The 23,057-nt window shown below is 61.6% G+C and carries 26 protein-coding genes; 13 read left to right on the forward strand and 13 right to left on the reverse strand.

What is annotated here, in order from left to right:
* Nucleotides 1-95 precede the first annotated feature (95 nt).
* Nucleotides 96-1,517: an ISNCY family transposase gene (locus ACZ5Y5_RS14825; RefSeq protein WP_464810466.1), complete on the forward strand. Its 1,422-nt coding sequence runs from the start codon at nt 96-98 to the stop codon at nt 1,515-1,517.
* A 409-nt stretch (nt 1,518-1,926) separates the two neighbouring features.
* On the opposite strand, the gene ACZ5Y5_RS14830 is transcribed toward ACZ5Y5_RS14825, so the two are convergent.
* The 10 genes from ACZ5Y5_RS14830 to ACZ5Y5_RS14875 are packed head-to-tail and all read right to left on the reverse strand — an operon-like array spanning nt 1,927 to nt 11,612.
* Entirely contained in the window at nt 1,927-2,817 is an 891-nt protein-coding gene (locus tag ACZ5Y5_RS14830) for a response regulator (RefSeq protein WP_464811269.1), read from the reverse strand.
* Nucleotides 2,814-5,960 (reverse strand): hybrid sensor histidine kinase/response regulator, encoded by a 3,147-nt coding sequence (locus ACZ5Y5_RS14835; RefSeq protein ID WP_464811270.1) that lies wholly within the window; start codon nt 5,958-5,960, stop codon nt 2,814-2,816. Before ACZ5Y5_RS14835 ends, ACZ5Y5_RS14830 begins: the two co-directional genes overlap by 4 nt.
* 3 nt (nt 5,961-5,963) lie before the next feature.
* Entirely contained in the window at nt 5,964-6,548 is a 585-nt protein-coding gene (locus ACZ5Y5_RS14840) for a HupE/UreJ family protein (RefSeq protein WP_464811271.1), read from the reverse strand.
* Complete coding sequence (ureG, locus tag ACZ5Y5_RS14845; protein WP_464811272.1) at nt 6,545-7,192, reverse strand: urease accessory protein UreG; 648 nt, start codon at nt 7,190-7,192, stop codon at nt 6,545-6,547. The genes ACZ5Y5_RS14840 and ureG overlap by 4 nt, the downstream gene beginning before the upstream one ends.
* Nucleotides 7,189-7,896 (reverse strand): urease accessory protein UreF, encoded by a 708-nt coding sequence (locus ACZ5Y5_RS14850; RefSeq protein ID WP_464811273.1) that lies wholly within the window; start codon nt 7,894-7,896, stop codon nt 7,189-7,191. The genes ureG and ACZ5Y5_RS14850 overlap by 4 nt, the downstream gene beginning before the upstream one ends.
* The gene (ureE, locus tag ACZ5Y5_RS14855) at nt 7,877-8,389 is read right to left on the reverse strand and encodes an urease accessory protein UreE (RefSeq protein WP_464811274.1); all 513 of its coding nucleotides are present in this window, start codon (nt 8,387-8,389) and stop codon (nt 7,877-7,879) included. Before ureE ends, ACZ5Y5_RS14850 begins: the two co-directional genes overlap by 20 nt.
* 12 nt (nt 8,390-8,401) lie before the next feature.
* Nucleotides 8,402-10,111 carry an urease subunit alpha gene (ureC, locus tag ACZ5Y5_RS14860; protein WP_464811275.1) on the reverse strand — a complete coding sequence of 570 codons (1,710 nt, stop codon included), beginning with the start codon at nt 10,109-10,111 and terminating at the stop codon, nt 8,402-8,404.
* On the reverse strand, nt 10,111-10,437 hold the full coding sequence (locus tag ACZ5Y5_RS14865; protein ID WP_464811276.1) for an urease subunit beta: 327 nt from the start codon (nt 10,435-10,437) through the stop codon (nt 10,111-10,113). Before ACZ5Y5_RS14865 ends, ureC begins: the two co-directional genes overlap by 1 nt.
* Nucleotides 10,421-10,723: an urease subunit gamma gene (locus ACZ5Y5_RS14870; protein ID WP_464811277.1), complete on the reverse strand. Its 303-nt coding sequence runs from the start codon at nt 10,721-10,723 to the stop codon at nt 10,421-10,423. Before ACZ5Y5_RS14870 ends, ACZ5Y5_RS14865 begins: the two co-directional genes overlap by 17 nt.
* Nucleotide 10,724: 1 nt before the next feature.
* Nucleotides 10,725-11,612 (reverse strand): urease accessory protein UreD, encoded by an 888-nt coding sequence (locus tag ACZ5Y5_RS14875; protein WP_464811278.1) that lies wholly within the window; start codon nt 11,610-11,612, stop codon nt 10,725-10,727.
* Between the two features lie 215 nt (nt 11,613-11,827).
* Here ACZ5Y5_RS14875 and ACZ5Y5_RS14880 point away from each other — a divergent pair, with 215 nt between their 5' ends.
* The 6 genes from ACZ5Y5_RS14880 to urtE all read left to right on the forward strand — a co-directional run bounded on the left by ACZ5Y5_RS14880 (nt 11,828) and on the right by urtE (nt 17,471).
* The gene (locus ACZ5Y5_RS14880; RefSeq protein WP_464811279.1) at nt 11,828-12,559 is read left to right on the forward strand and encodes a TorF family putative porin; all 732 of its coding nucleotides are present in this window, start codon (nt 11,828-11,830) and stop codon (nt 12,557-12,559) included.
* Nucleotides 12,560-12,666: 107 nt separating this feature from the next.
* Entirely contained in the window at nt 12,667-13,899 is a 1,233-nt protein-coding gene (gene urtA, locus ACZ5Y5_RS14885) for an urea ABC transporter substrate-binding protein (protein ID WP_464811280.1), read from the forward strand.
* Between the two features lie 113 nt (nt 13,900-14,012).
* On the forward strand, nt 14,013-14,906 hold the full coding sequence (urtB, locus tag ACZ5Y5_RS14890; protein ID WP_464811281.1) for an urea ABC transporter permease subunit UrtB: 894 nt from the start codon (nt 14,013-14,015) through the stop codon (nt 14,904-14,906).
* Between the two features lie 11 nt (nt 14,907-14,917).
* Entirely contained in the window at nt 14,918-16,018 is a 1,101-nt protein-coding gene (gene urtC / locus ACZ5Y5_RS14895) for an urea ABC transporter permease subunit UrtC (RefSeq protein ID WP_464811282.1), read from the forward strand.
* A complete protein-coding gene (urtD, locus tag ACZ5Y5_RS14900; protein ID WP_464811283.1) occupies nt 16,015-16,758 on the forward strand; it encodes an urea ABC transporter ATP-binding protein UrtD in 744 nt (247 codons plus the stop codon). The genes urtC and urtD overlap by 4 nt, the downstream gene beginning before the upstream one ends.
* The gene (urtE, locus tag ACZ5Y5_RS14905) at nt 16,755-17,471 is read left to right on the forward strand and encodes an urea ABC transporter ATP-binding subunit UrtE (protein ID WP_464811284.1); all 717 of its coding nucleotides are present in this window, start codon (nt 16,755-16,757) and stop codon (nt 17,469-17,471) included. The genes urtD and urtE overlap by 4 nt, the downstream gene beginning before the upstream one ends.
* Nucleotides 17,472-17,556: 85 nt before the next feature.
* Here the strand turns inward: urtE and ACZ5Y5_RS14910 are convergent, their stop codons facing one another.
* The 3 genes from ACZ5Y5_RS14910 to ACZ5Y5_RS14920 form a co-directional block, all read right to left on the reverse strand.
* Nucleotides 17,557-17,934, reverse strand: a complete 378-nt coding sequence (locus ACZ5Y5_RS14910; RefSeq protein ID WP_464811285.1) for a response regulator — start codon at nt 17,932-17,934, stop codon at nt 17,557-17,559.
* A gap of 2 nt (nt 17,935-17,936) precedes the next feature.
* A complete protein-coding gene (locus ACZ5Y5_RS14915) occupies nt 17,937-19,793 on the reverse strand; it encodes a PAS domain-containing sensor histidine kinase (protein WP_464811286.1) in 1,857 nt (618 codons plus the stop codon).
* A gap of 152 nt (nt 19,794-19,945) precedes the next feature.
* The gene (locus ACZ5Y5_RS14920; RefSeq protein WP_464811287.1) at nt 19,946-20,203 is read right to left on the reverse strand and encodes a hypothetical protein; all 258 of its coding nucleotides are present in this window, start codon (nt 20,201-20,203) and stop codon (nt 19,946-19,948) included.
* Nucleotides 20,204-20,946: 743 nt separating this feature from the next.
* On the opposite strand from ACZ5Y5_RS14920, the gene ACZ5Y5_RS14925 reads away from it, so the two are divergent.
* The 6 genes from ACZ5Y5_RS14925 to ACZ5Y5_RS14950 all read left to right on the forward strand — a co-directional run bounded on the left by ACZ5Y5_RS14925 (nt 20,947) and on the right by ACZ5Y5_RS14950 (nt 23,052).
* Complete coding sequence (locus ACZ5Y5_RS14925) at nt 20,947-21,165, forward strand: hypothetical protein (protein ID WP_464811288.1); 219 nt, start codon at nt 20,947-20,949, stop codon at nt 21,163-21,165.
* A complete protein-coding gene (locus ACZ5Y5_RS14930) occupies nt 21,162-21,440 on the forward strand; it encodes a hypothetical protein (protein ID WP_464811289.1) in 279 nt (92 codons plus the stop codon). The genes ACZ5Y5_RS14925 and ACZ5Y5_RS14930 overlap by 4 nt, the downstream gene beginning before the upstream one ends.
* Nucleotides 21,441-21,477: 37 nt before the next feature.
* Nucleotides 21,478-21,633, forward strand: a complete 156-nt coding sequence (locus ACZ5Y5_RS14935) for a hypothetical protein (protein ID WP_464811290.1) — start codon at nt 21,478-21,480, stop codon at nt 21,631-21,633.
* A 234-nt stretch (nt 21,634-21,867) separates the two neighbouring features.
* Nucleotides 21,868-22,074, forward strand: coding sequence for a cold-shock protein (locus tag ACZ5Y5_RS14940; protein ID WP_464811291.1), 207 nt, complete (start codon nt 21,868-21,870; stop codon nt 22,072-22,074).
* A gap of 63 nt (nt 22,075-22,137) precedes the next feature.
* Nucleotides 22,138-22,473: a DUF6481 family protein gene (locus ACZ5Y5_RS14945; RefSeq protein ID WP_464811292.1), complete on the forward strand. Its 336-nt coding sequence runs from the start codon at nt 22,138-22,140 to the stop codon at nt 22,471-22,473.
* A gap of 357 nt (nt 22,474-22,830) precedes the next feature.
* The gene (locus ACZ5Y5_RS14950) at nt 22,831-23,052 is read left to right on the forward strand and encodes a hypothetical protein (RefSeq protein ID WP_464811293.1); all 222 of its coding nucleotides are present in this window, start codon (nt 22,831-22,833) and stop codon (nt 23,050-23,052) included.
* Nucleotides 23,053-23,057: the final 5 nt, after the last annotated feature.

Below are 23,057 nucleotides of genomic sequence, written 5' to 3' on the forward strand. Positions count from 1 at the left end.
AATGACACCCCTCTGCTGAATAGAAATGACACTCTGAGGCGTCCTTAGCAGAGCTCGGTGGCATGGTCCTCCTGGCAGTTCGGGAGGACGCGCTTATGACGGTGGTGGCGATGAGCCATGGCGAGATTTCGCGATTTGACACATTGATGCGCGTGGAGCGCGGCGCGCTTCGGGTTGAGGATGCGGCAACGCTGCTGGGATTGAAGCGCAGGCAGATTTTCCGGTTGCTTGAGCGTCTGCGCGCCGAAGGCGCTTCAGGCCTGGTGTCGCGCAAGCGTGGTCGGACGAGCAACCGGCGTCACAGCGATGCCTTTCGCGAACAGATCCTATCGCTGGTCCGCGAGCATTATGCGGATTTCGGGCCGACCCTGGCCCGAGAATATCTGGCGGAGCGTCACGACATTGCGGTGGGCTGCGAGACGCTGCGGCAGATGATGATCGAGGCGGGTATCTGGCTGGATCGCGCCGCGCGTCGTTCTCGCCCCTATCAGCCCCGCCATCGGCGGGAGTGCCGTGGCGAGTTGATTCAGATCGACGGTTCTGATCACGAATGGTTCGAGGATCGCGGTCCGCGTTGCACGCTGCTTGTCTACATTGACGACGCGACCAGCGAACTGATGCATCTCAAGATGGTCGAGAGCGAAAGCACCTTTTCCTACATGGAAGCGACGCGCGAATATATCGATCAGCACGGCAAGCCGGTGGCCTTTTATTCCGACAAGCACACGGTTTTTCGCAACGCCAAGGCGACCGCCAAGGGCGATGGCATGACGCATTTCGGGCGCGCGCTCGATGCGCTGAACATCGAGATTATCTGCGCCAACTCGCCGCAGGCCAAGGGCCGGGTCGAGCGGGCGAACGGCACGTTGCAAGATCGATTGGTCAAAGCGATGCGCCTGGAAGGTATCTCGTCGATCGCAGAAGCGAACGTCTTTCTGCCGAGCTACATGGTTGGGCACAATGCGCGCTTTGCTCGCCCGGCAGCAAGCAGTCGTGATCTGCACCGCCCATTGGCACCGCGGGATGATTTGCATTCCGTCATGGTCTGGTGCGAACAACGGACGGTTACAGCGGCGCTGACATTACACTATAACAAGGTGCTGTTCCTCCTGGAGCCGAATCCGATCAGCAAGGCACTGGCGCGCAAGCGCGTAGATGTTTGTGAATACCCTGATGGCACGGTCGAGATACGCCACGATGGGCGCTCCCTTCCCTACAGCCTCTTCGACAAGATGCCCCGGATCAATCAACCGGCCATTGTCGACAACAAACATCTGGACGCGGCACTGGTCCTGGCAAAGCAGATCCAAGCGATCACGCCGCATCACCGGCAGCGGAACAACTATGCCCCTGCCCGCAAAGACCAGGCCGCGCATCTGTTCCCCGAGCCGGAGGCGCCGGCGCCCGTAAAGATCGATGGACGCCGGTTGGGCGGTCCCAAGCTCAAGCGCGGTCCCCGGCTCAGCCAGGCCGAGTTGCGGGCACGCGGCACGCTCGAGTTTGTGAAGGCCCGCTGAGACTGTTTGACTGGCTCTGACCGAGCCCGCTGCCTGCGCAGCGGGTCCATGCCCCTCCGCTCGACGTCACGCTTCCAGCAGGGTCTGCGCTGCGCTATCCCGAGGGCTCAACGCAGCCCCTGCTGTCCTCAGAGGTGTCATTTCTATCGGGGACAGATAGTGACTTCTCTAACCGGCAGGAACATGGCCCCAGTTGCCCTTCTACGGGCCACATTAGGGCCGATCGGTCCGCTTGCTTCCACGTCAACGTCTTTTCCACCCAAGGTCAGAATTAGGCGTTTGCTTAGCTTGCGCTCCAAGGTTCTCTGTTCCGAACCATGCGCTTGTCAATTAAGATGACTTCGCTGCCGTGATCGACTTTTAGGCTGGAATGGCTCCGCCCGCGCTCCGACATTCTGGCATCGCGCCTTCATCGGTTTTCAAAAGATTCCAGCACGACCCTGGTAGCCGCATAAGTAGCCGAAGCCCGATTTTCGACGCCCATCTTTACGAATATCTGTTCCAGATGCTTGTTCACTGTGCGCGCGCTGATATTGAGAATTTCGCTGGCATCCCGGTTGGATTTACCTCGGGATATCCACAATAGAACCTCCGCCTCGCGCCGTGTGAGGCCGAAAGCATCCTGAAGATCCAATATTTCGCTATCTTCAATCGTGCGGGACAAGTGGAACATGGCTTCGCCCGATCCATTTTCGCCTCGTGCGGTGACGGTCAGCTTGCCCCCTTCAATCGGAATGATGGTCGAACGCTGGCCGGGCGTGGTCCGGGCGTTGAGGCTCCGGACCGCGTTTTCCACTTGCGCCGTGACGGCCGGCCCCAACTCCTCGAGCAACTGCCGGGTCTGGTCGGTGGCCCATTTGATCCCGCCCGTTTCATCCACCACGATTATGCGTCCGCTTGCATGGTCGAGCGCCGACAACGCCCGGCGCGCCAGACGGGCATTGCCAAGATGGACGTTGATGCGAGCCACCAATATTTCCAGCACCAGCGGCTTGGTCACATAATCGACGCCGCCCGCTTCCAGACCGCGCAGGACATCGGCAGCCTCTGTAAGCCCGGTCATGAAGATCACCGGCAGATGTGCGGTCGCAGGTTCGCTCTTCAGCCGGCGGCAACTGTCGAACCCTCCCATGCCGGGCATCACCGCGTCCATCAGGATCAGATCGGCGCTTTCCGCCAGCGCCAGTGCCTCCTCCCCTGACGCGGCCAGTATGGCATGCCAGCCTGCGCCTTCCACCATGCGGCGAAGCATTTCGCGGCTGTCGGGATCGTCATCGACGATAAGGATCGTTGCGGTCATGACGGTTGCATCCCGTCCATCGCGGCAGCCGGTCCGAGCAGGGTTAGCACCCGTTCCCGCATCTCCTCCACATCATAGGGCTTGAGCAGATAGTCGTCATGCGGGTCGTCGATCTGGCGCGGGCGCTGAAAGTCATGAACATTGGCCGACACCATGAGGATGCTCACCTCCTCGTCCTGCTCCTGCCCACGGATCGCACGCGCCACTTCCCAACCGTTCATCTGCGGCATGGCGATGTCCAGCAGGATCAGGTCCGGCCGATGCTCGCGATAGAGGCGCAGGCATTCCGCGCCGTCATGCGCGAAGATCAGCCTGCAACCCAAGGGCGACAATATCCCGCGCACCAGATCGAGATGGGCAGGATCGTCATCGGCCACCAGGATGGTGCGCGGCATGCCCCCTCCCCCTTGCAGGGCAACCGTGCCCCCAGCCTTTCGGTCGGTGCCGGGCGCTTCGGAAAAGAACATTTTCACGCGGAAGATACTGCCGGCGCCGGGCTGACTCTCAACCGTCACCTGTCCGCCCATAATGTCGGCCAGCAGCCGCGTGATCGTGAGGCCCAGACCGACGCCCGGCTGTCCCCGAACCGTGTTGATCCGTTCGAACGGCTCGAAGATGCGCTTCAGATCGTCGGCGGAGATGCCCACGCCTGTATCCTTGATCTCGAACTCCGCCACCGGATTGCGCCAGTGGACGGCGAGCGACGCCGATCCCTGTGGCGTATATTTGATGGCGTTGGAAATGAGGTTGATCAATATCTGCCGCAGACGCTTTTCGTCGGAATAGACCCATTGGGGAAGATGCGGCGCGCGGCTGTGGGAAAATTGAATGCCACGCGCTGCAGCCTGGAGCCGGAACATGTCGCCCAATTGTTCCAACAGGTCGTGCAGGTTGACAGGTGCGCGCTGAATGCGGACCGACCCGTTCTCGATCCGTGATACGTCGACCAGCCCGTCGGTCAGATCAGTCAAATGAGTGGCGCTGCGGCAAATCACGCGAACGGCGTCGGCCAGATGCGCCGGGTCCTTGTCCAGCAGCTGGGCGTAGCCGGAAATGGTATTGAGCGGCGTGCGGATTTCGTGGCTGATGCCGACGATGAAGCGGCTCTTGGCGAGATTAGCGGCGTCGGCAGCTTCCTTGGCGCGTTGCAGTTCGGCGTCGGTGCGGGCGTGCGCCTCTATCTCGTCCACCAACATGCTAGTCTGCCGATCGGATTCATCTTCGGCCGCGCGCTGACTTTCGCGGCTTAGGACCAGATACCAGGTCGGGAAAATGCCCACGATCAGTAGTCCGCCCAACACCGTCCAAAGGATACGGGCCACGGTGGGACCGTCGCTGCCCTGCCCCACGGATTGATAGTAGGTGACAGCCAGCACGACCGAAATGATCGCCGCCGCCAGCCCATAGGCCCCCAGAAAACGGACGATGCGTAGGCAGACGGCATCGGTCAGCGACAATGGCATGATCCGCCGCACGGCCTGCGCCAACTGCGCCGTCCAGCTTTGCGGCGGCTTGCAGGCGTCATGGCAGCGCGCCTCCAGCGTGCAGCAGAGGGAGCAGATATCGCCCTGATAGACCGGACAGCGAGCCATGTCGGAGGGTTCGAAGCCGTTTTCGCACAGGACGCAGCGATGTTCGTCCGGTGTGAAGATGTCCACCGGGCGCGCCAGATAATAGCGCCCCCGCGTCGCCCAGGCGAGCAGTGGCGCGGCGATGAAGGCGGTGGCGAGGCCGATGATGGGCGACACGGCGCGGGCATCTTCGCCCAGCAGGCCGCTGAAGCTTGCGGTGGAGAGGAGCAGCGACAGCACCATCGCGCCCACGCCCACCGGATTGATGTCGTGCAGATAGGCGCGGCGAAACTCTATGCCTTTAGGCGAGAGGCCGAGCGGCTTGCTGACCATCAGGTCGGCGATGACTGCACCGAACCAGGCGACTGCGAAATTGCTGTAAAGCGCCAGCACCCGCTCCACCACATTCTGGATGCCGCCCTGCATCAGCATCAGTGCAATCAGCACGTTGAACACCAGCCACACCGCACGGCCGGGGTGGCGGTGCGTCAGGCGGGAGAAGAAATTGGAGGACGCGATCGACCCCGCATAGGCGTTGGTCACATTGATCTTGATTTGGCAAATGGCGACGAACAGTCCCGTCAGCATCAACGCAGCCATGGGCGAATGCAGCAGCGCACCAAAGCTCATATAATAGAGCATCGTCGGGTTGCTGGCGTCGCCCACGCCCATGCCAGCGCCCAAAGCGATGACCGCCAGGAACGAGCCGAACAATATCTTGATCGCGCCGGGCACGATCCATCCTGGCCCGGTCAGCAGCAGCGCTGTCCACCAACGCTTCTTACCCACTTTCTCCATGTCCGGCAGGAAGCGCAGATAGTCCACCTGCTCACCGATCTGGGGCAGCAATGAGAGGAAGACGGCAAGGGCAAGGCCGAACCGCAGCGACGATGGCGCAGGCGAAGTCCCCGCATAGCCGGTCCACAGCGCCAGCCCCTCCTGTCCCTTGCTGAAGAAATAGAGCAGCGGCGCGCATTGCAGGATCAGCCAGATCGGCTGCGTCCAGTTCTGCCATGTGCTGATCCGCGCGAAGCCATAAGCCGAAATGGGAATGACGATGAGGGCGCTGATCAGATGAGCGATGGGCAGCGGGATGCCGAAGCACAGTTTGAGCGCCGCCGAAAGGATCACCGCCTCCAGCGCGAACAGGATGAAGGTGAAGGAGGCATAGACAGCCGATGTGATGGTCGAGCCGAGATAGCCGAAACCCGATCCCCGCGTCAGCAGGTCCATGTCGACATTGTAGCGCGCGCCATAATAGCAGACGGGCAGGCCGGAGATGAGGAAGATGACGCCCGCCGTCAGCAGGGCCAGCAGGGTGCTGTGAAAGCCATAGGCGGCCGTGACGGTCGCGCCGATCGCTTCGCAAGCGAGGAAGGCGATGGAGCCGAGGGCCGTATTTGCGACCCAGAAGGGCGACCAGCGCCGCGCTTTCCGGGCGGTATAGCGCAGCGCATAATCTTCCAGTGTCTGGTTGTTGACCCACTGGTTATAGATGCGGCGGGTTCCGACCACGCGCTGCCGCTTGGCAACGATGCGGCCCGGAAGGTCGGTAACGCCGCCGCTCGCCATGGGTCAGCTTGTCGCCAGCAGCAGTACGCCACCTGCCGCACCCAGCACACCCGCGAAACGGCTGGCCGAACGATTGGCGACGCGGGCAATGGCGAGCCCCGCGCCGTGCAGCAGCGCGGTCATCAGCGCGAAACCCGCCGCGAACCGCCAGGCGACTGCCTCATGCGGCAATTCCGCGCCATGGGCATGGCCATGAGCGAAAGCGAACAGCCCGACTATGGTCAGGGCGATGGTCAGCGGCGCCCGGACGGCGAAGCAGACGGCCAGGCCCAGCACGACAAGCGACGTCGCGATCATGCCCTCCGCCAGGGGCAGCGCGCCGCCCGCCACGCCCCAGCCAAAGCCCGCCAGCATGCAGGCGACGAACGCTAGCGGTGGCGCCCAGGTCCGCCGAGGCAGAGCGATACCTGCCCATAGCCCCACCATCAGCATCGCGGCCATATGATCGAAGCCGGTCAGCGGGTGCTGCAAGCCGGCGAAAAAGTCCGAACTCTGCTCGCCATGGCCCGGATGGGCCCATGCCGCAGCCGGAAGAGCGACAGCGGCCGCTGCGACGATCACGCGGCCCATGATATTCCTGATCGTCATCGTTCCTTCCTTTCGAGTCCACCGGTCCTGATAATGAAATTCGCTACGTCCGCCACACTTTGTCCCGCCCGTACATTGGCGAAGACGAAGGGGCGCTCACCCCGCATCTTCTTCGCGTCGCGGTCCATCACGTCCAGACTTGCGCCGACAAGCGGGGCAAGATCGATCTTGTTGATGACCAGCAGGTCCGACCGGGTGATGCCGGGGCCGCCCTTGCGCGGGATCTTGTCGCCCGCGGACACGTCGATGACATAGATGGTGATATCGGCCAGTTCTGGGCTGAACGTCGCTGCCAGATTGTCGCCGCCGCTTTCTATCAGGATTAGGTCGAGGGCTGGAAAGCGCCGTTCCAGCTGTCCTACTGCGGCGAGGTTGATCGATGCGTCCTCACGGATGGCGGTGTGCGGGCAGCCGCCTGTCTCCACGCCCAATATGCGTTCGGGCATGAGCGAACCTGCGCGGGTCAGGAATTCGGCATCTTCCTTGGTGTAGATGTCGTTGGTGATCGCCGCAATGTCGTAATGGTCGCGGAAATATTTGCACAGCGCGTCCATCAGCGCGGTCTTGCCGGAACCGACCGGGCCGCCGATGCCAACGCGCAGAGGGCCAGGATGGGTGGGACTGGAATGGGATAGTAAGCTCATGTCCTGAACAACCTTGTATATTGGGTTTCATGCGCCATGCAGCCCAGCTCCGCCATCAAGCAGGCCGAACCCATGGACAGGAAAGGGTCTCCATCGGGCAGGTCTGCGGCCTGCGCCGCAGCCGCGATGATCGCGGGCCGCAAGGCCAACATCACGCGCTGGCCGTCGGTCTGCCCCAGCGGGACGAGCCGCTGGGCGGCAGACACCAGATTGGCCACCAGCCCATGCAGATAGGCTGTCGCGGCGGGCCTCAATGCGATGCCATGACAGGCAAACAGTGCCGCCGCAGCGACCGGATAGACAAGATCGTCGTAATCGATCCCCTCGATCAGCCGATCGAAAGCGGAGGCCCGTGTCGCGTCGAGCGCGATCCGGCGGAAGGCGGCCCCCTGCGCAGTCGCTTCGAGCCGACGCTCATGGCCGGTCTGGCTAGCCGCGCCCACGTCGGCAATCTCCATCAGCCGTTCGCGGTCATCTGTTTGCGCGGCGCGCCAGGCGTGGACGAACAGCACCATGTCATTATGCGCCGATCCGTGGGCGATGAGATCGGTGACCCAATCGGTCGTGCTGGCGCGATCGGTCACGAACCCCGCCTCCACCGCCCATTCCAGCCCACCTGAATGAGCGAAGGCGCCGATCGGCCAGGCTGGCGACATCCAGCTCATCAGGTCGAACAGCGCGCCTTCATCCATGGGCATGCTCATGGCGCCCATGGCCATGTGTGTGATGATGATCCTCTTCCTCATCGTGCTGATGATGGTGCCCATGGCGACCGCCACCCTCATAAGCGCCGCCTTCAGGATCGAACGGGGCCAGCACAGGCTCGCAGCGGCCGCCCAGCCCCTCGATCATCTCCGCGATCACATGGTCATGGCGGATACGCACCCTGTCGCCCAGCAACTGCGTCGGCAGGTGGCGATTACCCAGATGCCAAGCCAAGCGCAGCAGCAGCGGCATGTCGGGCGCGGTGATCTCAATCAGCGGTTCGGGCGCGGCTTCCACGCGGACGACCTCGCCACTGTCCAGCGCCAGCCCGTCGCCGTCCCGCAGATGCACGGGTCGCGGCATGTCGAGCAGGATGCTGCGCCCACTCTGCGTGGTGTAAACCATGCGCCGACGGTTACGCAGGTCATGATCCAGCCGGACGCTGTCAACGCTGTTCCTTGCCTGCGGAATGATGGAAAGAATACGGTCCATGGAAACAGGCCTTCAATAGAGGTGATAACGTTGGGTGAGCGGCAGTGCGGTGGCAGGTTCGCAGGTCAGCAGTTCGCCGTCGGCATGCACTTCGTAGGTTTCCGGATCGATGCGCAGATCCGGCAGCGCGTCGTTCAGCTTCATGTCCTTCTTGCCGATACCGCGCGTGCCGACCACGGGTAGCACCGTGCGCGTCAGGCCCAGCCGCTCCGCCACACCAGCGTCGACCGCCGCCTGGCTGATGAAGCTGATGCAGCTTGCCGCCATTGCCTTTCCATAAGCGCCGAACATCGGGCGGGCATGGACGGGTTGGGGCGTCGGAATGGAAGCGTTGGGATCGCCCATCATGGCATGGACGATCATCCCACCCTTCAGCACCAGATCGGGCTTCGCGCCGAAAAAGGCGGGCGACCAGAGGACAAGGTCGGCCAGTTTCCCGACCTCCACTGATCCGATTTCGCGGCTCATGCCCTGCGCTATGGCGGGGTTGATCGTATATTTGGCGACATAGCGCCGCACGCGCAGATTATCGCTGTGCGCCTTGTCGCCCGGCAAGGCGCCACGCTGCGCCTTCATCTTGTGCGCGGTCTGCCAGGTGCGGGTGATGACTTCGCCTACCCGGCCCATCGCCTGACTGTCGGACGACAGGATCGACAGCGCCCCCATGTCATGGAGAATATCCTCCGCCGCGATTGTCTCCTTGCGAATGCGACTTTCGGCAAAGGCCAGATCCTCCGGGATCGACGGGTCGAGATGATGGCAGACCATGAGCATATCCAGATGCTCGTCGATGGTGTTGACCGTGAAGGGCATGGTAGGATTTGTGGAACTTGGGATGACGTTGGCGAAACCCGCCAGCTTCAATATGTCAGGCGCATGGCCGCCGCCCGCACCCTCTGTGTGAAAGGCATGGATGGTCCGGCCTTTGAACGCGGCGATGGTGTCCTCGACAAAGCCGCTTTCGTTGAGAGTGTCGGTGTGGATCATCACCTGAACATCCATCTGGTCCGCCACCGACAGGCAACACTCGATGGCCGCGGGCGTGGTCCCCCAATCCTCATGCAGCTTGAGCGCCGCCGCCCCCGCCTGCACCATCTCCATAATGGCCTCTGGGCGGCTAGCATTGCCTTTGCCCGCAAAGGCGAGGTTGATCGGCAACCCTTCCGCCGCCAGCAGCATCCGCTGGATATGCCATGGTCCTGGAGTGCAGGTGGTCGCGTTGGTGCCGGTCGCCGGCCCTGTGCCGCCGCCGACGAAGGTGGTGACGCCGCTGCTCAGCGCTTCCTCGACCTGCTGCGGGCAAATATAATGGATATGCGCGTCGATGCCGCCTGCAGTCAGGATCTTGCCTTCGCCCGCGATGATCTCCGTGCCGGGGCCGATGATAATATCCACGCCGGGCTGGATGTCGGGATTGCCCGCCTTGCCGATGGCGGCGATGCGCCCGCCCTTCAGCGCCACGTCGGCCTTATAGATGCCGCTCCAGTCGATGACGACTGCGTTGGTGATGACGGTATCTGCAGCGCCCGCCGCATTTGTGATCTGGCTCTGACCCATGCCGTCGCGGATCACCTTGCCGCCGCCGAACTTCACCTCCTCACCCAGGATCGTGCAGTCTCGCTCGATTTCGATGATCAGGTTGGTATCGGCGAGACGCATCCGGTCGCCCACCGTGGGACCGAACATGTCGGCATAAGCGGCGCGGGGCATTGCGTAAGGCATCAGTCCAGCCCTCCCATCACCTTGCCCTGAAAGCCGATCACCGTTCGCGCGCCGCGCAGGGGGATGAGGTCGACGTCCCGGGTCTGCCCCGGTTCGAAGCGCACCGCCGTCCCTGCGGGAATGTCCAGCCGCTGTCCCAGCGCGGCCTTCCGATCGAAGATCAGCCCGTCATTGGCCTCCGCGAAATGATAATGGCTGCCCACCTGCACCGGACGGTCGCCGCTATTGGCAACGCTCACCCGCGTGACCGGCTGATCCGCGTTCAATATGTGATCGCCGGGTCCGGGCAGCAGTTCGCCGGGAATCATGTCATCGTATCGGGTCATGTACCGTCACCAGCTTCGTGCCGTCGGGAAAGGTCGCCTCGACCTGCACGTCGGGGATCATCTCGGCGATGCCGGGCATGACCTGTGCGCGGCAGAGTATATGAGTGCCTGCTTCCATGAGGTCTGCGACGCTGCGCCCGTCGCGCGCACCCTCCAACACATAGTCGGAGATCAGCGCCACGGCCTCGGGGTAGTTGAGCAGGACGCCGCGCTCCAGCCGCCGTCGGGCAACCATTGCCGCCATGGCGAGCATCAGCTTGTCCTTCTCGCGAGGGGTCAGCAGCATCTCAGCACCTCCACACGCGCGGTAGCGGGCGACCTTCGCGCAGGGCCGACAGAGCCGTCATGACGTCGGCGTGCAAGGCCGCGCCATCGGGCGCGAGTAGCCTTATGGCGAGCAGGCCGTTCCAGCTGCTCGCCGCCGCCCGGCCCGAGGGTGTGGCAAGGGCCTCCCGCACCGGCTCCAGCAGCGCAGCGGCGCGGACGGAGGCGTGGACGATCACGGCCATGGCCCCTGCCCCGCCCCCAACGGCCGAGCGGCGCATCATCGCATCGACCTCCCCCTCCAGCACCAGCGCGTCGGCATAGATCAGCCGTCCGTTGCGATAGATGCGCAGGCGGTCGTTCAGCGCTCCCTGCACGATGCGTTCGCCCATCGCCGTGCGGCCCAGAACCACGGCCTCCACTCCCAAAAAGGTCACGTCCGCGTCGAGCAGGATGCGCGTCTCGCGGACCAGGCGCGCGCGGTCGAACAGGATCGTTTCCTGCGGCAGCCATTCGGCGTCGGCGCCTTGTTCGACGCACAGTTCCGTTTCAATGCGGCAACCATGGGATAGCGCCCGATAGACTTTCTCCGCCGCCTGCCCCGTCACAGTAGCGGCTGTGTGCGGCGCCCAGCGGACCGACTGGCGCACGCTATCGCCTTCCGCCAAGCCGCCCGCCGTGTTGATCAGAACGGCGCAGGGTCGCCCAGCCTCATCGCGGCGGGGCAGACGCGCGCGCAGGCAGCCCGACTGATAGCTGTCCTTCAACACCGTCCGTTCGCGCCTCTGCTCAAAAGCGAGCCGCAATTCCCCTTGGCTTCGCAGACTATGTGGCACTGCACAATGGGCGGCGATGGTGGCGTCCGTCACCATTCCAATTGCCGGATGATCGCTAGGGTTGAACAAAGACATGTCTCCTCGTTGGCTATTATGTCCGGAAAAAAGCCGCGTTCAATGTGAGTTGTCGCCACCATGGTGGACATTTGACGTATTGACCGGCGACGCCCTAGGGGGCGGCCCACAGCCCTGCTCCGACCGACCGTTTCGATCTACGTCAAATGCCGCATGCCGTGTTGCTGCTGCATTGCACAATATGTCCCTGCAAATGAGCAAAGGGGACAAACACGATGAAGCGGTACGGAAAACTGGGCATGCTTTTAGCCGCCGGAGCAGCGGCCATGGCGACAGGATCGATGCAGGCGCAGGCGCAGGCGCAGGATGCTGGCAGTGAGCCGGTTATCCTGTCTGGTGCAGCGACCTTCCTGACCGACTATCGCCTGCGCGGCGCGTCCCTGTCCGACAATAAGCCGGTGATCCAGGGCGTGGTATCGGCCAAGATTCCGGTCGCGGGCGTTTTCAGCATCTATGGTGGCGTCTGGGGTTCCAGCCTGGACAAGGATGCAGGCGCAGGCGCGATGGAAACCGACTTCTTCGGCGGCGTGCAGGCCGATATTGGCGACGTCAATATTCGGGCACGATATTTGCGGCTCGTCTTCCACGACATCGACGATCTGGATTTTGACCAATATGAATTCGGCATCAACGGGCCGGTTGGCCCCGTCACGGGAGGGGCGGGTGTCATCCATGACGAATATAATGGCGGCGGTCATTCGACCTATGTCTATGGCAGCGCGCGCTACGCCGTGCCGGACACTGGCCTCGCCTTCCGTGGCCTGCTCGGTTACGAGGACGGGACCAACTGGAACAACAAGGTCAATTGGCAACTAGGCGCCTTCTATACGTACAAAGCCGTGACCTTCGGCATCGATTATGTCGATACCAATCGATATTCCGCGAATTCACGCGGCGGCAACCGGGCGAAGGGCGCAGCGCTCTTCTCCATCGGCGCGGCCTTCTGATCTCCACCTACGTCAAATGACCCATGGCTGCGATTATCGCACCGCAGCATCCTTGCCCGGTAGAGCGGCGGCACGCCACCGGGCACCTCAGTCACAGGAGCAAATTCATGAAAACAGGGCTTCGCAGAAAATCCTTTCTGGCGCTGACGCTCGCCTGCACCATGCTGGCGAGCGCATGCAGCAAGACCGAGAGCGCCGACAGCACGGCGGCAGCGGGCGGCGACGCGATCAAGGTTGGCATCCTTCATTCGCTGTCCGGTACAATGGCGATCAGCGAGGACACGGTGAAGAATTCCACCCAGCTCGCCATCGACGAGATCAACGCGGCGGGCGGCGTGCTTGGCAAGAAGATTGCGGCGGTGACGGAGGACGGCGCATCGGACCCGGCTATCTTTGCGCAAAAGGCGAACAAGCTGATCTCTGACGACGGCGTTGCCACCGTGTTCGGCGGCTGGACCTCCGCCAGCCGAAAGGCAATGCTGCCGGTGTTCGAAAAGACCCAGAACCTGCTCTGGTATCCGGTGCAGTTCGAAGGCAATGAATGTTCACCCAACATCATGTATTCGGGGGCGCAGCCCAACCAGCAGACCTTGCCTGCTTATGACTGGGCCAAGGAAAAGGGATATAAGAACTTCTTCCTGGTGGGTTCAGACTATGTCTATCCGCGCACAGCGAACCTGATCGTCAAGAAACATCTGGAAAAGGACGGCCTGAAACTGGCCGGAGAGGAATATCAGCCGCTGGGCGGCACCGAATTTTCCGGTGTCATAGGCAAGATCAAGGCGGCCAAGCCGGACATTATCTTCAACACCCTGAACGGCGATTCCAACGTCGCCTTCTTCAAGCAGATGGCGGCAGCGGGCCTGACGCCCAAGGTGATCCCGGTCATGTCCTTCTCCATCGGCGAGCAGGAAGCGCAGGCCATGGGCCCAGCGCTGGTCGAAGGCAGCTTTGCCGCGTGGAATTACTTCCAGACATTGGAAGGCGACGCCAACGCCAACTTCATCAAGGCGTACAAGGCCAAATTCGGCGAGGATAAGGTGCTGACCGATCCGATGGTCCATGGCTATGTGGATGTCTATGTTTGGAAGGCTGCCGTCGAAAAAGCTGGCAGCACCGACCCGGCCAAGGTCCGGGCGGCGGCGGTGACGCTCGACGCCGTGGACACGCCGCTCGGCAAGGTGAACTTCGTCAAGAACAACAGCCTGGTCCAGACCGCCTATATTGGCGAGGCAGATCCCAAGGGCCAATTCAAAATCCTCTGGACGTCCAAGGGAGCGATCCAACCCGAGCCCTATGATCCGCTCGCCTTCCCAGGAAAGACCTGCAGCATCGGCTGACAAGCGACCCGTCAGCATGATGTGCTGCCCGCCTTCGCGTCCGGTTCTGGCTCCCTCTCAAGAACCGGCGCGAAGGCGGAAAGCGCCAAGGACCAAGCAATAGGGAGGCGCCTATGGACGCCGCATTTCTCTTCGGCCAGCTGTTCAACGGCTTCAGCGTAGCGTCGCTCTATATCCTCGCCGCGCTCGGCCTGGCCCTCAGCTTCGGGCTGATGCGCGTCATCAACATGGCCCATGGCGAAATATTGATGATGGGCAGCTACCTTGCCTATCTCACCATCCTGTTCGTGCCGGGGCCGCTGGGCATCATCGTGGCGATGTTCGTCGCCTTCATCGGCGCGGGCCTGCTGGGTGGCCTGCTGGAAGTGACGCTGGTGAGCAAGCTCACATCCCGCCCCCTTGATACGCTGTTGGCGACGTGGGGCGTCAGCCTGATCCTTCAGCAGGCCGCACGCGACCTGTTCGGCGCCACCGGCGTATCCGTGACGGCGCCTGCATGGCTGGATGGCGGCTTCGCACTCGGGCCGCTGCAGTTGCCGACGATCCGTCTATTCATCCTGTTGCTTGCCGCTTTAGTGCTTGGCGGCCTTGCCCTGCTGCTGCGCACCACGCGCATCGGCCTGCTGGTGCGCGCCGTCAATCAGGACCGCCCGACCGCCGCTGCCATGGGCGTCAACGTGCGACAGGTCGATGCCTTCATTTTCGCATTGGGCGCAGGCGTGGCCGGCGTAGGCGGCGTCGTGCTGGCGCTGCTCGGCCCGGTCACACCGACCGTTGGCCAGAGCTATATCGTCACGGCGTTCCTCGTTGTGATCCTGGGGGGCCTTGGCAGCATCATCGGCACGACATTGGCCGCGTTGATGATCGGGCTGTTCATGGCGCTTTCGCAAATCTTCGTGGACGTGAGCTTTGCGCAGGTGCTGACGCTGCTCTTCGTCATCCTCTTCCTCCAGTTCCGGCCGCAGGGCGTGATCGCCGTCCGTTCCCGCGCGCTCGACGCAGAATAGGAGTGCCGCCCGTGACAAAGGCGCTTCCCATCAGGCAGACCGCAAGCGGCGTGGCGCTGATCCTCGCCATCGCTGCGCCATGGCTGCTTTCCGCTTATGACCTCAACCTGCTTGCCCGTTTCCTGGCGCTATCGCTCACCGCCATGGGCCTTGTCCTCCTGTGGGGCGAAGGTGGGATATTGAGTTTGGGACAGGGCGTATTCTTTGGGCTGGGCGGATATGCCCTCGCCATGCACCTGAAGCTCGCCGGATTGGCGGAAGGGGAACTACCGGATTTCATGATCTGGTCCGGCACAGAGGCGCTGCCCTGGTGGTGGTCCATGCTCAAAAGCCCTGTCGTCGCGATCCTTGCCGTGCTGATCGTCCCGGCAGCACTCGCAGCGCTGATGGCGTGGGCGATATTCCGGCGGCGGATCGGCGGGGTTTACTTTGCACTCATCACCCAGGCATTGGCGCTCGCCTTCGCAACCCTGCTGATCAGCCAGCAGGGGCTCACCGGCGGGTTCAATGGCCTCACCGACTATCAGACGCTGTTCGGCTTCAACCTCAACCTGCCTTCCACCACGCTCGCGCTCTATTTCATCACGCTCGCGCTGGTGGTTGTCGGCGTGCTGGGACTGCAATGGCTGCTTGCGAGCCGTTATGGCAAGCTGTTGCGCGCCACACGGGACGGAGCGAACCGCATGCGCTTCCTGGGCTATGATCCAACTCCTTATAAGGTGATCGCTTTCGCCGTCGCCGCGCTGCTGACCGGCGTGTCGGGCGCGCTCTTCACCCTGCATGCCGGCGTGGTATCGCCCGCGCTGGTGGGCGTGGTGCCCTCCATCGAGATGGTGATCTGGGCTGCCATTGGGGGGCGCAACAGCCTGATCGGCGCGATCGCGGGCGCGCTGCTGGTCAATTTCGCCAAGGACAAGATTTCGACAGCCATGCCTGAAGTCTGGCTCTATGGACTTGGCGCTCTTTTCATCATGGCCGTGACTATATTGCCCCAGGGGCTGGCGGGCCTGTTCGGTCCCGATCACCCCTTCCGGCCCGGCAAGGCCGGCGACATGTTCGCCCGCTGGCGCCGCGGAAAACCCCAATCTGTGGAAGTGGAGGCCGCACTATGAGCGCTCCCATGCTCCAGCTTCAGAATGTCGTCGTCGATTTCGATGGGTTCAAGGCGATAGATGATCTGTCGCTGACCATCGAAAGCGGGTCTATGACGGTGGTTATCGGCCCCAATGGCGCGGGGAAGTCGACCATGTGCGACTCCATCATCGGCCGCGTCCGTCCGGCTTCGGGCAAGGTTCTCTTCCACGGTGCGGAGATACAGGAGGAGAGCGAACATGCGATTGTCGGGCGGGGCATTTGTCGCAAGTTCCAGACGCCGGGCGTACTCGTCGCGCTTTCGGTGATCGACAATCTGACGATCGCTGCCACGCGTGACCGGCGCTGGTGGTCCAGCTTCTCCCGCAAGGGGGAAGCGGAAGCGCGTGCCCGCGCGGAGGAGATCATCGAACGCATAGGCCTGACCGACCGGCGCGATGCGCTGGCGGGCAATCTGTCGCATGGCGAGAAGCAATGGCTGGAAATCGGCATGGTAGTGGCGACCGACGCTGAACTGCTGCTGCTCGACGAGCCGACCGCCGGCATGGGCGCGGCGGAAAGCAGCCAGACCGCCGCGCTGGTCCGATCCCTCCTGGGCAAGCATGCGGTGCTGGTGATCGACCATGACATCGACTTCGTGTCGCAGCTGGGCGGCCATGTGGTCGTGCTGCATCAGGGACGGCTGCTGCGCGAAGGCACGTTGGAACAGATCCGCGCGGACGAGGAAGTTGCCGCCATCTATCTTGGGAGGGCGAAATGACCGACCTCATGAATCTGCGCAGCGTGTCCGCCGCCTATGGCAAGGGACAGGTGCTGTGGGACGTCGCCTTCGATCTGAAGGCTGGCGACGCCGTCACGATTTTGGGCCGTAACGGCGTCGGCAAGACGACGCTGATCCGCACCATCATGGGGCAACTTCCCGTTTCGGGCGGCTATATCTACTGGCATGGCGACGAGATCACGGAAATCGGGGCGCATCAGCGGTCCCGCGCGGGCATCGGCTTTGTGCCGCAGGGACGCCATATCTTTCCACATCTGACCGTGCGCGAAAATCTGGAGGTCGGGCTCTCGGCACTCGCGCGCAAGGGATTCAAGGGACCGAAAAGGGTGCCCGACATGGTGTTCGATCTGTTCCCGAAGCTGACACAGATTGCGAACCGCAAGGCCGGGGTGTTGTCAGGCGGCGAACAGCAACAGCTCGCCATCGGTCGCGCACTGGCGGGGCAGCCGCAGCTTCTGCTGCTCGATGAGCCAACCGAGGGCATCCAGCCCAATATTGTCCAGCAGATCGAAGATGCGCTGCGCCGCGTGCGGACAGAGCTCAATGTCGCGATCCTTATTGTTGAGCAGAATCTGGACTTCGCCTGGAGCTTTGCCGACCGGTATCTGGTCATGCAGCGTGGAAGGATCGTGAAGGAGGGCCGGACGGCGCAGGACAGCCCCGATACGGTGGCTCATCTGGTTCATGTCTGAGGTTCGCGACTAAGATGGCTCGCGTCGGCGACCTGCCGACCAGCTTCTGGACCACGGATTGCCTACAGCAGCTCAGGCCCCACGATCAGGTCAGATCAGTTTCGATCTGCGTCAGTACCCGGTTGGGGTCGAACGGTTTGGGCAAGAAGGTGGTTCGGATCGGGAGGGCGTCATTGGGCACACGAAGATGGCCGGACACGACAAAAAGAATTGTTGGCGGAGAACAGCCACGCACATGATGTGCGAGCTTCAGTCCGTCCATCGATCCGGGCATCTGTACGTCGGTCAGGACGACACGGATTTCCTTGTGACTGCGGAGGATTTCGATCGCTGCGTCGGCGCTCTCCGCTTCGAACACACGCCAGCCGGCGGCCTCAAAGAAATCCGCAAGGTCGAAACGGATCAGGGCTTCATCATCCACGATCAGGATGGCCCTAGTGTTGATAGGCTTGCTCTGCCCCATATTCAGTTCTCAATAGCCGCCGCGGCGTCCGCGAGCCGCGTGTTCAATTGGAATAACAATCCCTCTGGTCGGTACACAGTTGCAACCTGACCCCGAAAATATGCTCGTAAGGATCGTTCGATAAGTCTGGTTCCAAAGCCGGTGCGCGTTGGCGGCAACACCTCTGGTCCCGCCTGCTCTTCCCACCGTATGGAGAAAGCGGCATCTTCGCCCACTCCCTCAACCGCCCAGGTGAGAGAAACAAATCCGCTATCATTGGACAACGCCCCGTATTTGGCCGCGTTGGTCGCCAATTCGTGCAACGCCAGCACGAGCGCCACTGATACCTCCGCTTTCAACATCACTTGCGGGCCGTTGATAAGGATGCGCTCCCCGATGGCAGCGTGGGGCGCAAGCGTCCGTTCGACCAACTCCTGCAAATTGGCAGATCGCCAGGATCTGCTCGTCAGCACGTCCGTTGCCGCGCCAAGGGCTGCGAGACGCGCCGTCAGGTCGCGATTGGCCGTTTCGGTATCTAGAGCGGTGCGGAGGGTTTGACTGCAGACAGACTGAACGATGGCGAGCACATTTTTGAGGCGGTGCGCCAATTCGCCATTCATGAGCGCCAGCTCGTTCTCTGCCCGCTTCCGATCGCGAAAATCGCGCGTTACAGTGCCGTAGCCAATCACGGCGCCGCTCGCGTCCGTTATGGAAAACACAGAATAAAGCGCCGGGATCGCCTCTCCGGTGCCGAAATGGCGGAAGGCAACCTCGCCCGACCAATGACCGTCGCGCGTAACGGCTGGTAGCACTTCATTCGCAACCTTTGCAGCTTCGTCGGGTGCAAAGAAATCAGCGATTGTGAGTGTTGTAACGTCGGCGCCTTCAACGCCCACCATATGCCGAGCTGCGTTGTTCAGGTAAAATAGCGTGCCGTCGGTCCAGGCCATGCCGATGAAGTCGGTGCTGTTCTCCGCAAGCCGCACGAAACGGTCGCGCTCTTCCTCGCTGGCGCGCAGGGCGCTTATGTCGCGAGAGACTGACAGGATACGATCGGGCCGGCCACTGGAGTCGAGGACGGGGCTGACTGCGACATGCCACCATTTATGCGTTCCACCCATGGTGCTGGCCTGCCCGACGAAACTCCGTGTTTCACCGCGACGAGCATGCTCGATCGCAGCAATCGCCTCAACCTTGCCAGCACCTTCCCAAAAGCCAGGCCATGGGCATCCTTGGATGGCATTGAAATCGCTCACTTCCATGATCTTCTGACCACCCTCGCTCATGAACGTCAGGCGGCCGTCAAGATCGATGACCTTGATGCAATCGGTCGAACTCGCCAGAATGCTTCGGACGAAAGCCTCACTCGCGGTCAGCTCGTTGAGCGCCACTTCCCGCTCACGCAAGGCGATCACGCGCGCGGTGCTATCGGAAGTGACGTTCAGGAGTCCCGCGACGCTGCCGCGTTCATCATGAATGGGCGAATATGCGAAATCCCACCATGTCTCCTCCGCAAACCCGTTTCGCGTCATGGTCAGGGGCTGGTCACGGAAAACGCAGGCTTCGCCCGCAAAAGTGCGGTCGATCAGCGGTTTTATGTCGTCCCATAGTTCGGGCCATACCTCCTCAGTCGAACGACCCAACGCCGCAGGATGGCGTCCTCCCAAGATAGGAGCATAGGCATCATTGTAGAGGATTGTTCGCTCCGGCCCCCAAATGATGCACATCGCATGACCAGAGCATATCATGATGTTGAGAGCCGTGCGCAGGGTCTGCGGCCATGTTTCCGGACGGCCGAGGGTGGTACTCCCCCAGTCGTGCTTCCGGATCAGCTCCCCCATCATCCCGCCCGCAACGAGAATATCCGATCCCCCACCCATCCGATGCCATCATCCCTGTTGCTTCAGCTTCTACTAACGTCCTGCTCCCGATTTGGAACCATGTATCCTGGGAAGAATTTTCCTAAGCGTCATAACCCTATGGAAAAGCACAACTTGAGATTTTGCTTGGCGGTTTGCACGACGGGTCCGCGTCACTGAGTTTCCGCGCGTAGCCTAATCGCCAACTGCTCGATCTCGAACGGTTCCAGAAGCCAGGTCCGCGTCTTACGGCCCAGTCGATGGATCGGCTGGGTCAGCAGAATACGGGCCTGCTCACGCGCATGCGGCTTGAAGATCGCAAAATGTTGGGCGCAGTCGCGGATGGTGCCGATGATCGGGGCGCGGCCCTCAAGGTCGATCATGGTGGCGGGCTGATCCCAAGGAATGGCGGATGTGGGGTGGTCGATCATAGAAACTCCGGATTATCCACGCCGCCTATCGACTCCGGAAAGAATAGAACAGACTATTATCCGCTCAACCGGCCTGTGGACGATCCGGTGGCCCCGCTGGTGCGCAGCTTGCACGCACGCCGTTATGCTACCGGACGCATCTCTTCGGGAAGGTCGTCTGCCGAATGATCCCGGCACTCGATACGGGGCGCCGCGCTCCAGGTGCTGAATCGTTCCAGTGGAAGGGCGGTGCCGCAATAGCCACACTCTGCGGTCATGCGTCCTATGATCCAATGCTGCCTCCCACAGCCCAGGCAGTGATTTGCTTCGTCATCCCGGTAGAGCGGAATATATGCTAACCGGAATTCAGTACCGGCTCCATTGACTGCCGTGGTGCGCATGAGCTGACCTCTGTTCTTTCATCCATTGCACTAGCAACGGCTGATGGAAGAGAACAGTTTCATTAACCGATTGTAAGTTTTGGAATTTGACTACAGGCGATCGACAGCTCGCCTCATTTCGTCGTGACTGAATGGATATTCAGCGGCGGGCAAAGGATGATCTCACAAGCGCAACGACAGCTTTGTACAAGCAGAACCTCCGTCGATAATTCTGTCCGCCATAGCCGAGCAGTTGTTTGCCAGGTTACCGGGGAAATCTTGCAAGATTTGAGATTAAGCCTATATGGAGGTCATCAAGGACATGGCAATGTAGGCGTTCTTGACTGAGAGACCATCGCGCTCCCGCTTACCAGGGAGACGCAAATGGACCTCAATCATCTTTATTCCGAGCATCAAATCTCGCTCATGCGTGCTGCTGAAGCTGTCAGTGAACCGACACGCCACAAGCACCTGTCCGCAGCGGGCGTTATCGGCGTTCAGATATTCAACCTCCTGTCCTCGAAAAATGCGAGTGCTTCGGCGGATTGGCTGTCCTGGACGGATCGACCGTATCGGACCACAGATCTGGTTGTTCAAGCATGACGACGGATGCCACCACGCCCGCCCGGCCGCGAAGGCGAGCTTTCGTCAATCGCGAGGCGCGAATTTCTCCGGATCGGGCGCGGCGGCAGGGGTTGATCACGCATCTGGCCTTCAACCTGTTGGGGCATGAGGAAGCAATCCGCTTTTTGAACACCCATAACGCCTCCTTGGGAGCCCGGCCGTTGGATTTGGCGATGGCCGATCCAGCGGGGTATTCCATGGTCGAAAATGCGGTCAAGCTGCTTGCCCAGCCCGCAGCCGGCGGGCGGCAATGATGCGGTTCCCAACCTGCTTACCAGCATTGGAGAGAAAATGACTGTCGCCCCGGCAGAGGAAACCGAACTCATGGCCCGCTATGGCATCACGAAGGTGCCGGCCTATCGCTACCATTATCGTGAGTGGCGCTACTCGACCTTGAACGATGCCCTTGCCCAAGCCAAACGCGACGAGGCGGCACGCTCAAAGTAAACAGAAAAAGGCCGCAGCATCTGATGTTGTCGGCAAATCGATAGCGGTTGCTTTATTGGTCGATTTTCCCCTATTTTGCATTTCCGTCTATTTGTGCTATCAACGTCTCGCTGAACGTCGCGTTTCGACGGATATTGGGCCGCTTCGGCTCTCCTTTGTCCCACATCTGCCTCTTGAAGCCGGGATGCGCGCATTGTCGCGCGCGCCCATTAAACTTGGACAAGGAGCTCCAATATGATCACCGGAACAGTCAAATTCTTCAACGCCGACAAGGGCTATGGCTTCATCGCGCCGGAAAGCGGCGGCAATGATGCCTTCGTGCACATCTCTGCGGTCGAACGGGCCGGCATGCGCACGCTCGAGAAGGATCAGCGCGTGTCATACACGCTGGAAACAGATCAGCGCGGCAAGGCGTCGGCAGCCAACCTTCAGCCTGCCTGAAGGAGGCCGGGCGGCTTCGGCCGCCCCTGCCCGCTTGAATTAGAAAACAGGACTTTCCTCTTAATGAAAAGATACAAGGAACCGCATTTCCAGGAGCGCATAGCCGCTGCGGCGAGCGCCCGGACAGAGGTTCTCGAGCGACTGCGGACGAATGCGCCCGTGGTTCGGACTGCTACTCCGGATCAGGCGGAACGCCGTCTGGCCAAGGAAGCTGCGGCGCGCGAAAAGCGCCAGAAGGAACTGCTCGCGGCGAAAGAGCAAAAGGCTGCCAAACGTGCGCAGGCTAGCGAAGTGGCCGCAGCAAAAGCACCCAAGCCGAAGCCCGAACTCAGCGAGGCTGAACGTAAGTCAGCCCGCGACGCGCGATATCTCGCTCGCAAAAACCGGGCATCGTCTTGAACGGGGAGCTGCAACGGCTTTTGGCCAATGCGGCGCCCTTGCAAATAAAAAAGCATGTCTCTCCGCGCCACTGCCGCAAGCGCCTGATTACAGGCCGCGCCGTGGCGCGAGGGACATATATGAAAGTGCGGCTCAGGCCGCGAGGATCATCTATGAATAAATTTTCCAAACCCGATAAACGCCTAACGCATTCCTCATCTTCACGCAGGCAAGAGGCGCGGTCCGCTGCTCCTCGCCGCCCGGCAACCCTGTCGAGCTGTGAACTGAAGCGCGTCGTCATGGCGATGGTGGGCTGACCTCCATTCCCGGCAGCGCATCTGCGCTGCCGATCGTTCAAATTACCAATCAGGAGTCTCCATGAGCCGAGAAGCAATCCGCCCCTATCTGATCTCCAAGGATGATGATGGGAACTTCCGGCTCACGGTTCGGGAGACCCGTTATAATTCTCAAGGCTATCCGCTGGTGACGTCGCATCTGCAGGAGGAGACGTTCAAGTCCGCGGCTGCGGTGCGTACCTTCGCCCGCGACGTGTTCAAGGCTGAACCCGGTCAATACGCCCTGACTAAGTCGCGGCCGTAAACGCG

The organism is Sphingobium sp. TomTYG65, from assembly GCF_055395525.1.